10 protein-coding genes are annotated in these 13,370 nt (G+C 54.8%); 5 read left to right on the top strand and 5 right to left on the bottom strand.

What is annotated here, in order from left to right; genetic code table 11:
- Window positions 1-233: 233 nt before the first annotated feature.
- Window positions 234-1,061 carry a phosphogluconate dehydrogenase C-terminal domain-containing protein gene (locus tag QC815_RS16330; RefSeq protein ID WP_310541025.1) on the bottom strand — a complete coding sequence of 276 codons (828 nt, stop codon included), beginning with the start codon at window positions 1,059-1,061 and terminating at the stop codon, window positions 234-236.
- 241 nt (window positions 1,062-1,302) lie between these two features.
- Between QC815_RS16330 and nanR the strand changes: the two genes are divergently transcribed.
- Window positions 1,303-2,013, top strand: coding sequence for a transcriptional regulator NanR (gene nanR / locus QC815_RS16325; protein ID WP_310541023.1), 711 nt, complete (start codon window positions 1,303-1,305; stop codon window positions 2,011-2,013).
- A gap of 257 nt (window positions 2,014-2,270) precedes the next feature.
- Here the strand turns inward: nanR and QC815_RS16320 are convergent, their stop codons facing one another.
- The 3 genes from QC815_RS16320 to QC815_RS16310 form a co-directional block, all read right to left on the bottom strand.
- Window positions 2,271-3,428, bottom strand: a complete 1,158-nt coding sequence (locus QC815_RS16320) for a fumarylacetoacetate hydrolase family protein (RefSeq protein WP_310541021.1) — start codon at window positions 3,426-3,428, stop codon at window positions 2,271-2,273.
- 41 nt (window positions 3,429-3,469) lie between these two features.
- Window positions 3,470-5,047, bottom strand: coding sequence for an aldehyde dehydrogenase (NADP(+)) (locus QC815_RS16315; RefSeq protein ID WP_310541019.1), 1,578 nt, complete (start codon window positions 5,045-5,047; stop codon window positions 3,470-3,472).
- A gap of 224 nt (window positions 5,048-5,271) precedes the next feature.
- Window positions 5,272-6,471 carry an ROK family protein gene (locus QC815_RS16310; protein WP_310541017.1) on the bottom strand — a complete coding sequence of 400 codons (1,200 nt, stop codon included), beginning with the start codon at window positions 6,469-6,471 and terminating at the stop codon, window positions 5,272-5,274.
- A 375-nt stretch (window positions 6,472-6,846) separates the two neighbouring features.
- On the opposite strand from QC815_RS16310, the gene xylB reads away from it, so the two are divergent.
- The 4 genes from xylB to QC815_RS16290 all read left to right on the top strand — a co-directional run bounded on the left by xylB (window position 6,847) and on the right by QC815_RS16290 (window position 11,928).
- Window positions 6,847-7,584, top strand: coding sequence for a D-xylose 1-dehydrogenase (gene xylB / locus QC815_RS16305; RefSeq protein WP_310541014.1), 738 nt, complete (start codon window positions 6,847-6,849; stop codon window positions 7,582-7,584).
- 58 nt (window positions 7,585-7,642) lie between these two features.
- A complete protein-coding gene (locus tag QC815_RS16300; protein WP_310541012.1) occupies window positions 7,643-9,049 on the top strand; it encodes a sugar porter family MFS transporter in 1,407 nt (468 codons plus the stop codon).
- A gap of 159 nt (window positions 9,050-9,208) precedes the next feature.
- A complete protein-coding gene (locus QC815_RS16295; RefSeq protein ID WP_310541009.1) occupies window positions 9,209-11,014 on the top strand; it encodes an IlvD/Edd family dehydratase in 1,806 nt (601 codons plus the stop codon).
- Window positions 11,015-11,037: 23 nt separating this feature from the next.
- Window positions 11,038-11,928 carry an SMP-30/gluconolactonase/LRE family protein gene (locus tag QC815_RS16290; protein WP_310541007.1) on the top strand — a complete coding sequence of 297 codons (891 nt, stop codon included), beginning with the start codon at window positions 11,038-11,040 and terminating at the stop codon, window positions 11,926-11,928.
- Window positions 11,929-12,253: 325 nt separating this feature from the next.
- On the opposite strand, the gene QC815_RS16285 is transcribed toward QC815_RS16290, so the two are convergent.
- A complete protein-coding gene (locus QC815_RS16285; RefSeq protein WP_310541005.1) occupies window positions 12,254-13,234 on the bottom strand; it encodes an Rpn family recombination-promoting nuclease/putative transposase in 981 nt (326 codons plus the stop codon).
- Between the last annotated feature and the right edge of the window lie 136 nt (window positions 13,235-13,370).

The raw sequence follows: 13,370 nt of genomic DNA, 5'->3' as shown, positions 1-13,370 counted from the left end.
AAAGGAACGTCGTTTTCTGGTCATCAGACACCTCGTTTATGGTGGCGATCTTACCACCTACGTTGGTGTCCGGAATTATTGAACCACTACAGTCAATGCTAGGGTGGCGGCAATAGTGGCTGAGATTTTATTGAGGTTATAAGTGATCATTTTCTACTCCAGATTATTATATTTAGAAACGTCGTGTTGCGTGTTTAATGACGGTAGAACTAAGCGTTGCAATCGCCTTTGCTTTAGGTAATACGCCGAATGCTTTCGGCAATTTCTTCGGGCTCGAATACACGTTTCCAATCATCGCGCATCAACTGCGGCTTGCCATTTTCAATAGCTTTATTGCAGGCATCAGAAAATAAGCCGGGCTGCTCATCGAAGATGACCGCTGCCAGGATGTTCATATGGCCAAGTAAAAAATCTCGGGCGCACTCCTGGTCGACGCCGCGGGCGACAACCTCGTCCATCGCTTCGCGCATGACGACCAATAGTGTGGCGCATACAGTCTCTGAAAGGCCGGGCTCGAGGAGTGCCATCTGATCAACTGAAACGCGGTGTGAGCGAACGACCGGCGCGTAAATTGTTTTCGCGATTGCTTCGCCTAATGCATAAAGCTCTTCAGGCCCTTGCATCAGTGCATTTACGATGTGCTGCTTAGCCTTGGCGCCGCCAAAGTAGTCGCGCTTAGCATCTAACTCTGTTTCATCGTTGAAGATGGGTGGGTGGCAGGGATGAGTGACGAAGTAGACCAGATCATCACGATTTGGCAGATGACCGGCAAAGGGTGCGGCAGCGTCCAGGGTGATGACCATGGTGCCGCTTGCCATCAGAGGGGATAGTTCATTCGCCACTCGCCCAACGAGTGTGTCGGGGACCGCGAGTATCACCACCTGCGCATCGGGCACTGCTTGTTTGGCATCTACGCAGCTGATACCGAGCCCTTCTGACAGGCGCTGGCGGCCTGCGTCGCTCAGTTCTACGTGGCTGACGGTATAATCTGACTGTTGCAAGTTGCTCGACAGTCGGTAGCCCATTTTTCCGCCCGCGCCGATAAGGGCAATGTTGGTCATAGCTGACTCCAGTGAATATGTTGAATGGCGGTAGCCATCTATTTGCCGAGGGTTAAGATTGAAGATAGAACGCAATTTGCTCGGCAACTGGTATGATGACATAATATCTATAGCAGTCTGTCAAATGCTGCTTTAGTCGTATTTAAGTCAATTTTTCTGAATCTATGCTGCTGAAGCGCTAGCCTGCTGGCGCCTATTGAATAACCAAGCCGTTTTTATTGGCTTGCGAGGAGGGATAGTCATGCAACAAGCCCCTAAAATTACTCGGCGCAAGCTGTCAGACGAAGTCTTTGATCGACTTTATGAAATGATTGAGACAGGCCATTTTAGACCTGGAGATACGCTCCCTTCGGAGCGAGAGCTGATGGATAGCTATGGTGTGGGACGGCCGGCGATTCGTGAGGCAATGCAGGCACTTGAGCGTATCGGGCTCGTCGAGATAAACCATGGGCAGCGCCCTAAAGTATTGCAGCCGACGGCGACTGGGCTGTTTTCACAGATCGATTTAACTGCACGCCATATGCTCGCTAGTTCTTCACAGTCGCTTGAGCAACTCAAGGAGGCACGTATATTCTTTGAACTTGGTATGGTGGAAAAGGCAGCAGGCCAAGCTTCTGCCGCAGACATTGCGCACTTGCGTGAGTTGTTAGAGCAACAGCGCGGTCATTTAAATAAGGATGCTCAAGCCTTTATCGAAATCGATATGGCGTTTCACACCGGCATTGCCGGGATTACCCGCAACCCAATTTTCATGGCAACCAGCCAAGCCATGCTCGGCTGGTTAGCACGTTTTCACTCAAGCCTGCTTCACTGGGAAGGAAATGAAGATATTACTATCATGGAGCACGCCAAAATTATTGACTGTATTGAACAAGGAGAGAAGGGAGCTGCCGTGGAAGAAATGCGCAAGCACTTAGCCCGCGCACGACTGCTTTATTGCTTGAGCAACTGACACGACAGCGAAAGCAAGCGCAGAAGCAGTAGTGAGAAGAAAGCTAAGAGCAATCTTGCGATGAGGTTCTGGACGGCGGTCTCAAGATAGGCAAAAATTTGGTATCGTTGGCTCTAGAGGAGTTGTCGGTATCACATGCTCTGCTTCACTTTGGTAGGTAAGGCAGAGAAGATGCCGGCGCTGAACCTCCTGCCTCTACCTTGTGGTTCAAAGTGCTGCGCTTATTCTATGAATCCGGGATCAAAGAGCAATAATCATCAGTCTTTTGTCACCAAGTGGGCATGCCACTGACGAATACCAAAGATCCAGGGCGGCAGTCGATCCGAGCGATCAACCCGGTTGACTAGAGCCCCGAGCGCTGGTGTGGCGATGGTCACTTTATCACCCAAATGATGAGTGAAGCCTTGGCCCTGTCCATCGCGATCCAGAATCGGTGAGAACATGGTGCCCAGGAACAGCATAAAGCCATCCGGATACTGATGATGCGAACCGATCGTTTGATTCACGAGCTCTAAAGGATCACGGCTGATCTGGCGCATGTCGCTGGCATCGTCGAGCATGAAACCATCATCGGTTCCCTCGATTCGCAGTGAAACCCGCGCTTCGCGTACTGTATCGAGCGTAAAGTGCGTGTCAAAAAGACGTATGAAGGGGCCAATCGCACAAGAGGCGTTGTTGTCCTTGGCCTTACCTAGCAGTAAGGCACTGCGCCCTTCGACGTCACGTAGGTTCACATCATTACCGAGTGTCGCGCCCTTGGGTGACCCGGCTGCGTCAACCGCCAGTACGATTTCGGGTTCAGGATTGTTCCACTTCGACGATGGGTGCAGTCCAACAGCACCGCCAAAGCCTACCGATGATAACGGTTGTGCCTTGGTGAACACTTCAGCATCGTGTCCGATGCCAACCTCCATGTATTGAGACCAGGCACCTCGTGCCTGCAGTTCCTTCTTGAGTGCCATTGCTTCGTCGGAGCCGGGAACGATCTGTGATAGATCACTCCCGATCAACCCCTGAAGTTCTTGGCGCAGTTCAGTGGCACGGGTGGCGTCACCAGCCGCCTGCTCCTCGATCACCCGTTCCATTAAGCTGACGGCGAAAGTTACGCCGCAGGCCTTGATCGCCTGAACATCGCAGGGGGCGAGCAGGTAGGGAGCACGCTGAGGGTCGGCAAGTGAGTTGTCTATCAGCGTTTCAACCGGCCCGAGAGACTCGCCTTCAACTTGCGAGACAAAGTCGATAGCGTCATTGCGATCCAGCAAATCGGCCATGCAGGAACAGGTTGCCGTGATATCGATGACCTGCCCGTGGCGGACCACCACCAAGGCAGGGCCAGGATGGGGGGTATCGCGCCATACCCGTCCAACCAGCAGGGCATTATCCTGATCGTCGGGAAGAAAAGTTGTGGTGTGCAAGTGATTACCTCAAATGCTTATCTTGTTTGATGGGATGGCGTTCACGCCTCACGCTTACCGTCCACCAGGCGGCTTACGCCCTCGGGGTTGGCATCTTTAAGCGCCTCGGGCAACAGTGCTTCAGGTAGTGCCTGGTAGCAAACTGGACGCAGGAAGCGATGGATAGCCGCGCTGCCTACCGAGGTGGTACGGCTATCCGACGTGGCCGGATAAGGGCCACCGTGAACCATGGCATGGCACACTTCGACACCGGTCGGCCAACCGTTGGCCAGGATACGTCCCGCCTTACGCTCGAGCGTCGGCAGCAGCGCTTTGGCCGCTTCTACGTCCCCATCATTCATTTGCAAGGTGATCGTCAGTTGCCCCTCAAGCTCGGCGGCGACGCGTTTCACTTCGGCTTGATCGGCGCATTCAACTACCAGTGAGCTGGCACCGAATATCTCGGCCTGCAGCGCCTCATCGGCAAGGAAGTCGGCCGCTGAGGTGACAAACAAGCCTGCACAGCACTGGTTAGCGCCTTCTCCCATCTGGCCACGCGCCACTTCACGTACCTTGGCATGTGGTGAGAGAGCGTCTACACCCTGCTCATAGGCCTGATGAATACATGGAGTGAGCATGGTTTGGCTGGCGCTGGCTTTAACACCCTCGCCGGCGGCCTCGATAAAGGCGTCCAGTTCCTGGCCCTTAACGGCGATGACAAGCCCCGGGTTAGTACAGAACTGGCCGGCCCCCATATTGAGTGAGCCCACAAAGCCTTCTGCGACCTTCTCACCTCGGGCTTTAAGCGCTTCAGGGAGCAGGAATACGGGGTTGATGCTGCTCATTTCGGCGTAAACCGGGATTGGCTGGGGGCGTGTCTGAGCTGTCGCCATCAGCGCCGTGCCGCCACCGCGAGAACCGGTGAAGCCAACGGCCTGAATGCGTGGGTCGCTGACCAGCGCCTGGCCGATTTCATTGCCTGCCCCGAATAACAGAGAGAAGACACCGTCAGCCAGGTTGCATTTTGTCACTGCGCGTTGCACGGCACGGCCCACAAGCTCAGACGTACCGGGGTGGGCGGAGTGCCCCTTGACCACCACCGGGCAACCAGCGGCGAGTGCCGATGCGGTATCCCCACCGGCCACGGAGAAGGCCAGCGGGAAATTCGAAGCGCCAAACACGGCGACCGGGCCAAGGCCGATATGGCGCTGGCGAAGATCGGTTCGCGGCATGGGGGTGCGATCCGGCATTGCCGGGTCGATGCGCACGTCGAGCCATTCACCGGCGCGTACTACAGAAGCGAACAGTCGCAACTGGCCGCAGGTACGACCACGCTCGCCTTCCAGGCGCGGGCGTGGCAAACCCGTCTCGGCCATGGCGCGCTCGATAAGTTCATCGCCGATGCCTTCAATTTCAGAGGCGATGGTGTCGAGGAAATTGGCACGCGTTTCAAGACCGGTCTCGCGGTAGCTGGCGAAGGCGGTTTCAGCGAGTTCACAGGCACGCTCGACCTCGGCTTTACCACCACCCGCATAGGTCGGCTCCATCGTCTCACCGATGGTGGGGTTTACCGCATGAATGTCGGCTTGATTGCCACTAACAGCTTGCTGACCAATCAATAACTTGCCTTCAAGGGACATAGGGCTTCCTGTGCTTGTCAATAAAAAGTCCGGGGCATGCGCAGGACATTGTTTATCTATACTGGAAGACCAAGCAGGTATGTTCAAGCTATTTACTTAGTTTTGGGCGCCAACTTTAGTCGAGCTTGGAATTTTTTGAATGTGTAAGCCATTGATGAATGAGCACTACCATTTGGGCAGTTCTGTCCAATAGTGTCGGGCGTGAAAAGGAATCTGATAAGTCATCAGGATAGCTCAGGGCCATGTATCGCTCTGGCCAGTACCTGGGCGGCAGCACCTCGCGCCGCCACAAAAGTGCTGTCCTCGACAACGCGCAACGGCACACGTTGTGTTGTGCCCAATAGTCGATGCTGGTTGGCATCAAAGTATGTCAACGCGGGCTCAAGGAATGTGTTGCCAAGTTGGGTAAGTGAGCCACCCAGTACAATTTCGGCTGGATTCTGAGTGTGGTGAAGGTTCAGAATCAGCATGCCCAGTGCTTCTCCGGCTCGGCCCAATGTGCGCATGACCTCTGGCTCCTGTAAGCGTGGCCCGAGCATATGGATAAGGTCATCTTTCTCATTAATACCTAAGGTGGCACGAATGGACCAGCCACTGACCAGGGTTTCAGCGCATCCACGGTTGCCACAATGGCAGTAGAGCCCGCCTGGCTGAAGGATGGTATGGCCAATTTCGCCGGCCAAGCCCTGAACGCCGCGTGTGAGCAAAGGAGAATGACTACCTTCGGCCATACCGCTGCCTATCCCCGTCCCTGCGCTCACGTATAGAAGCGATTCAGGAATCTTGCCGGTGCGGAAGTAAAGCTCACCGAAGGCCGCTGATTTGGCCTCGTTTTCCATCAGCCAGACACCCTTTAACTCGGGGAGGTGGGGGTGAAGCAAGTCCAAAAAGCGCACATCCTGCCAGCCCAGATTAGGGGCTCGCCGTAACACGGCCTCGCCAGTGGCGATGGGCCCGGGTAGTGCCACGCCAATGCCTAAGTTTTCACGGTGGGCTACCGCTGGGCTATTCATGAGTTGCTGTAACAACTCGGCTAGCAATGCCGCTGTGGATTCGGGAGTGGTGGGGACAAAAGGTTCGTGAAGCGCTTCAAGTACCTTGCCTGAAGGGGCGCAAGCGACAAGGCGTAGTCGGTGGACGCCCACTTCAGCACCCAGAAGGTAATGGCGGTCATCATTGAGATGCAGCGCTCTCCCGGGGCGGCCGCCACTGCTTTTTTGCAGATCACCTTCTTTGAGCCATCCTTGATTCAGCAAGGACTGAACCCCCGAGCCCACGGTCGCCTTGGTCAATTGCGCCTGGGTGGCAATGTCGGCGCGGGTCAATCCAGGAACCCGCCGCACCATTTCTAGGATAGCGCTGCGATTTAAGCGCTTGAGGAAGTTGAGGTCGCCTGCTTTCTGCTGCTGGTAACTGGTTGCCATGAATAAAATGAAGCCTCTCCGACCTAGTCTGGTGCTAAGCGATAATTTTATCTGGTTTCACTGGGAATTTCTGTGCTTATACCAAGGTCGCGTTGAAGAAAGATAAACCGGTGCTTCACCTTCTTCGATCCCCTGGTTCATGGGCTTCACGAGCTTCAGCCTGGCCAGACCCTAAAGCAATGCTCCCGGTTTCGCGCTCTGTTGAGTTAAACCTATGTCGTATGGATATGCCGTGGCGATGGATTGACAATCGCCACTTAGTAAACAGTACATACTAAGTAGTCCGTACTAAGTGCTGGGTTTCGATGGCCTCTTCTCGAAAGGAAGGCTCTTGCAGGACAGCGTTTTATTTTTTACAGACCATGGATATTTCTTATGGGTACAGCAATCTATCCCGGCCTTGCAGGTAAGCGTGTCGTGATCACGGGAGGAGGATCCGGCATCGGTGCCGCCCTGGTCGAGGCGTTTGCCGAGCAAAAGGCCGACGTACATTTTCTGGATATCTGTGCAGAGGAGTCACAAACCCTGGTCGAACGACTGGGGAGTCATGTGACCTTTTATCATTGCGACCTTACCGATCTCGATGCCCTGGAGGCGACGTTCAAACGCATCGGTGCTGTCGATGTGCTGGTCAACAATGCCGCCAATGACGATCGCCATACCTTAGGCGAGATTACACCGAGCTATTGGGATGAGCGGATCGCCGTCAATCTGCGTCATGTCATGTTCGCCATGCAAGCGGTGGCGCCGGGCATGAAGACGCTAGGCGGTGGGTCGGTGATTAATCTGGGGTCGATCAGTTGGCATCTCGGCCAAGAGCATCTGGCAATTTATGAGACGGCTAAGGCAGGCATTGAAGGCATGACCCGGGCCATGGCTCAAGAGCTGGGTAAAGACAACATTCGCGTTAATTGTGTCATTCCCGGCAACGTCAAGACACCTCGCCAGTCTCGTTGGTACAGCCCCGCCGACGAACAGAAGATCGTCGATGAACAGAAACTCAACGTCCGCATTCATCCACATCATGTCGCCAGCATGGTGACGTTCCTGGCTTCCGACGCAGCTGCCGCTTGCACCGCTCACAACTACTGGGTCGATGCAGGCTGGCTGTAAATCGTCATCTTGAGATGACAATTCCACACGATAAATACAACTTCATTGGGATTTAACCATGACGAATGATATGACTCGCAGGCGAAGCCTGTATGTGTTTGCCATTTCCTGTGTAGCCGCCATTGGTGGTTTTTTGTTCGGTTTCGACAGTGGGGTGATAAACGGCACTGTCGATGGGCTCCAGCGTGCCTTCAACTCCGAGAGTGTGGGTACCGGTTTTAATGTGGCCTCGATGCTGCTGGGTTGCGCCGTGGGTGCATTTTTTGCCGGTCGACTGGCGGATCACTTTGGCCGCCGTACGCTCTTGATTGTCGCCGCTGTCTTCTTTTTGGTCAGTGCTTGGGGGTCCGGTATTGCCGGTGGCTCCCTTGAGTTTGTGATTTATCGCATTTTGGGCGGGATGGCCGTCGGTGCCGCCAGCGTGATGGCACCTGCTTACATCAGTGAGGTGGCGCCCTCAGCCTATCGCGGACGCCTGGCGACTATCCAGCAGGTGGCCATCATCCTGGGGCTATTCGTGGCTTTCCTGAGCAACTATCTGCTGGCCAATATGGCGGGTTCATCGGTTGCGGAACTGTGGTTGGGTTTTGCTACATGGCGTTGGATGTTCTGGGTCGAACTGTTGCCGGCCGCTATCTTTCTGATTGCACTTATGTTTATTCCGGAAAGCCCTCGCTTCCTGATGACGGCAGGCAAGGAAGACAAAGCTCGGCGTGTATTGAGCAAGCTATTGTCAGATGACGACGTTAACACCAAGATATCCGAAATTAAGGAATCCTTGGCAGAGGATCATCAACCGAGCCTGCGTGATGTCATCAACAAGCAGACGGGCAAGGTTCATGGCATCGTCTGGGTCGGCATCGGACTGGCGGTGTTCCAACAGCTTGTTGGTATCAATGTGGTCTTCTACTACGGCGCTGTCTTGTGGCAATCCGTCGGGTTTTCCGAAAACGATGCACTGCTGATCAACGTCATCTCGGGTGCAGTAAGTCTTGGCGCCTTGGTGGTTGCTATCTCGTTGGTTGATCGTATTGGACGCAAACCGTTGCTATGGGTTGGGTCAGCAGGTATGGCCGTGACGCTGATTGCCATGGCCTATGCCTTTTCGACCGCCAGTATGGTCGATGGATCCTTGAGTTTATCTGACAGCATGGGTGTGATCGCACTACTGGCGGCCAATGCCTATGTTCTATTCTTCAATGTGTCCTGGGGGCCGATCATGTGGGTCATGCTTGGGGAGATGTTCCCGAACCAGATGCGTGGTTCAGGGCTTGCCATCTCGGGACTATTCCAGTGGGTCTCAAACTTTGCTATTACCATGAGCTTCCCGATCATGCTCGCTGCCATTGGTTTGGCAGGCGCCTACAGCATATACGCCTTCTTTGCGGTGATCTCGATCTTCTTCGTGTTGAAGGTTGTCAAGGAAACCAAAGGCAAGGAACTGGAAGAAATGTCTTACGAGTGAGACCGATGTTGAAGCACCAGTTTAAATGGCTGGTGCTTCTTGCTTTCTGATTTTCAACTAGCGGCATTGGCCGCGGCAGGCAACGCTTTTCTTGGTGGCGACTGCCAAACGTATCCTGCCCGTCATCTTTTCTTGCTTCTGCTTTGGTAGGTTTTACATATGCCTGATTCAGCACACACGATCACCCCCGATCAACTTCGCTCGCGGTGGTGGTTCGATAACCCTGAGAACCCTGGGACGACGGCACTGTGCATTGAGCGCTACATGAATTACGGCATCACGCTCGATGAACTCACCAGTGGCAAGCCGATCATCGGCATCTGCCAGTCGGGTTCCGACCTGACGCCTTGCAATCGTCATCACATCGAATTGGTTAAGCGGGTGAAGGATGGCATTCGCGCTGCCGGAGGAGTGCCCTTCGAGTTTCCGCTGCATCCAATTCACGAGAATGCGCGCCGGCCAACGGCGGCACTCGATCGCAACCTGGCTTACCTGGGGCTGGTTGAGGTGCTTCACGGTTATCCATTGGACGGGGTGGTGCTCACGACGGGCTGTGACAAAACCACTCCGGCAAGCCTGATGGCGGCCGCGACGGTGAATATTCCAGCGATTGTGCTCTCCGGTGGGCCCATGCTTAACGGCTGGCACGGCGCTGAACGGGTGGGCTCAGGCACCGTCGTTTGGGAAATGCGCAAGCGCCTCGCCGCCGGTGACATCGACTACCCGGAATTTTTAGCGAGAATTACCGAATCGGCTCCCTCGTTGGGTCATTGCAACACTATGGGCACCGCCTCCACCATGAACTCCATGGCGGAGGCGCTGGGTATGAGTCTGCCCGGCTCGGCAATGATTCCCGCGCCCTATAAGGAACGCGCGATGGTTGCCTACGATACGGGGGAGCGTATCGTCGACATGGTTTGGGAAGATCTGAGACCCAGCAGAATCCTTACCCGTGCGGCCTTCGAGAATGCCATCCAGGTGTGTTCGGCAATTGGCGGGTCGAGCAATGCGCCGATCCATATCAACGCTATCGCCCGTCATAGCGGCATTGAGCTCACCAATGATGATTGGCAGGCGTTTGGCTACGAAATCCCGTTGCTTGCCAACGTGATGCCGGCAGGAGCTTATCTTAGTGAAGAGTTTCACCGTGCTGGCGGCGTGCCTGCCATCCTTTGCGAGCTACTCAACGCCGGCAAGCTCCAAGGCGAGGTGCTCACCGTCAATAGGAAAACGCTGGCGGCTAATACACAGGGACGCGAGACCCTCGATTCGGAAGTGATACGCCGCTACGACAATCCGTTAGTTGAGCACGCAGGCTTTTTGAATCTCAAGGGCAACCTGTTCGACTCGGCGTTGATGAAAACGAGTGTTATCTCACAAGGCTTCCGTCAGCGCTTTCTGAGTGATCCTGATGGCCCGAACGCCTTTGAAGGTCCAGTGGTGGTGTTTGACGGCCCCGAGGATTACCACGCGCGTATTGATGATCCCCAGCTCGGCATTGACGAACGCACCATCCTGGTGATGCGTGGTGCGGGTCCAGTAGGCCATCCCGGCGGTGCCGAGGTGGTTAACATGCAGCCGCCTGAGGCACTGATCAAGCGTGGTATCGAGTCGCTGCCATGCCTTGGTGACGGTCGTCAGTCGGGCACCTCGGGTTCGCCGTCGATCCTTAATGCTTCACCCGAGGCCGCTACCGGTGGTGGGTTAGCGTTGCTTGAGAATGGCGATTGGCTACGTGTCGATCTTGCCAAAGGTGAGGTAATACTTCTTGTCGATGAGGCTGAGTTGGATACGCGGCGAATTCAGTTGCAGGAGCAGGGTGGCTACCGCTATCCGGCTCACCAGACGCCCTGGCAGGAAATCCAGCGCACCTTGGTCGAGCCCCTTGACCAGGGAATGACCTTGAAAGGGGCGGCTCGCTATCGTGACGTCGCAAGACAACATCCGCCTCGGGACAATCATTGATGGTCGGTAAAAGGAGTGGCGAGATGGAGGGTTGCACTGTAGAAGTAGCGCTCGAACTGGACATGAGCCTGGGAGAGTCACCGTTATGGTCAGTGGAGCGCCAGATGCTCTACTGGGTGGATATCAACAACGGCCGCCTCTATAGCTGGCGGCCGACCAGCGACGAGAAGCCATCTGCCATCGAACTTGATGAAAAGGTGGGCTGCATCGCTCTGTGCGAGAACGGGCTATTGGCGGCAACCGCTTCGGGTATTGAACGGCTCGAATGTCCGTTGGGCAACCAGCGCGAGCGCCTTGCCGACAATCTTGAATGGCATCAGTCAGGAAACCGCTTCAACGATGGCCGTTGTGATGCAGCTGGCCGGTTCTGGGTGGGCACCATCGCCGCCGACGAAGCGAGCTCTACCGCTGGGCTTTATTGCCTAGACCAAGGTGACTTTGTGTGTCGGCAATCGAGGCTCAGTATTTCGAACGGTTTAGCCTTCAGCCCGGATAATCGCTGGCTTTATCATACGGATTCATTGACACGACAAATCCTGCGCTACCCCTTTGACGTGGAAACCGGCGCCACTGGTGAACCCGAGACCTGGGTTGATTTAGAGGCGCTGAGTCTTCCAGGCGTGCCTGACGGTGCCGCCATTGATTGTGAAGGCTACTATTGGACTGCTCTCTATGGGGGTGGTCGAATTGTGCGCTTTTCGCCTCAAGGTGTGTTAGTGGCGAGCATAGAGCTACCATGTCCACATCCCACCATGGTCGCCTTCGGTGGTTCCGACCTTCAAACTCTCTATATCACGACGGCCACACAGCACCTGGATGACGAAGATAAGGCACGGTGGCCAGCGGCTGGCAGCCTTTTGTGTATGCAGGTGCCCATTGCTGGTTTGGGAGAGCCCATAGCCATAAACGTTTAGAATCGGGATGAGCTTAAATACATGATAAATTACCAAATGAGCTGCTATGGGGCCGTGCCCAGCCTCTATGAATAGCGCTCACATAGGCAGTCGAGTTTCTGTGATCGCTCCTACGAGAACCTGCTTTATGCACCCAGCTTTGTAGGAACCAGACTTGCCGGGCGATGGCTTTTTGGTGGCTTTATCATTGCTGATCGCTCAACAAGTTGGGCTTCTACGAAAACCTGTTCAATACCGCTGTGGGTAACTTTTCGCCACATAAATTGGGCACTTACGGAAAAACCTTGCTACATGCCTTTGGGGATCCGGACTTCGTCTGGCGATGTCAGTGCTTGGTTGCTTCCCATAATTGGGCAATGTCTTCTAGTGGTAATCCGGTTGCTTCAGCAATTTGTTCTTTGCTGAGCACACCGAGGGCTAGTAGATTGCGGGCCGTTGAGCGTTTAGCTTCTAATCGCCCCTCTTGCCGTCCTTCCTGGCGTCCTTCCTGGCGACCTTCCAAACGTCCTTTTTCTTCCCAGCGCTCTGGCCATTGTTTAATGCGTTCTGCCAACATGTGATGTACCTCATGCAGCTCGTGTAAGTCGTTGAACTCGGGCAGTTCCATCTCGGGTGCCCGGTTAGGTAGTAGTACTCGGCGTATCCATACCACAAAGGCTCTCCGAAGCGCCGTCTGCTCGGAGGCTTTAAGCCATTCTACCAGGCTACCCAGCACTTCCAGCATGTCTTGCTCATCGCGATTGTGCTCCAACCGGAAGAGTGCGGCGGCGACATTGCGCATCCTATCCGACCATTCAGGGTCGTTGACGATGGCGCCTTCGTCCAACAGCAGGTACTCAAGATTAGGACGGTAGCGCTCTAAGCCGCCCGGTACCCATTCGACCAGATCAGCCACATTTTGTGCCGCTGTCCAGCGTTCTTCCCCATTGTAGAGCACCACGGGCAAAACGGGAGGTAGCTTACCGCTGGGGGCAAAGGTTTTTTGCCGAATCAGGTCCTGATAAAGCAGCCCCAGGTAGCTCATTATTCGCACCGCCATGTGCTTGTCTTCACTGGATTGAAATTCCAGTAGCAGGTAGACGTAGAGCCAGCCATCCCCCCAACGTACGCGCCAGATAATGTCGTCCTCGCGGTCACGTAGCTCGTCGGTGATGTAAGAGCCGCTTACTTTTTCCAGCGTCGAGAAATCGATCTGCTCGACCCAGGCTTCTTTCACGAACCCGGTGAGTAGATCCTCAACCATTTCGGGATGTGAGAAAAGTAGCTTGTAGCTGTGATCGTGGCGGCTGTGAAGGTGGCTGGCCATAAGCACTCCTGGCTAGATAACTGGAGCTTATCACAGCCAATTGGTGTGGAATGCGTGTGGTTAAACTGGGTAACGGGATCGCTGCTGATCGCTCAATAAATTGAGCGCCTGCAAGAACCCTCTTTAGCCTGCCTTT

It is taken from the genome of Vreelandella gomseomensis, assembly GCF_031451645.1.
Taxonomy (GTDB): domain Bacteria; phylum Pseudomonadota; class Gammaproteobacteria; order Pseudomonadales; family Halomonadaceae; genus Vreelandella; species Vreelandella gomseomensis.
Note: the sequence above shows the minus strand (reverse complement) of the source record. Positions and strands in the feature narration are given on the sequence as shown.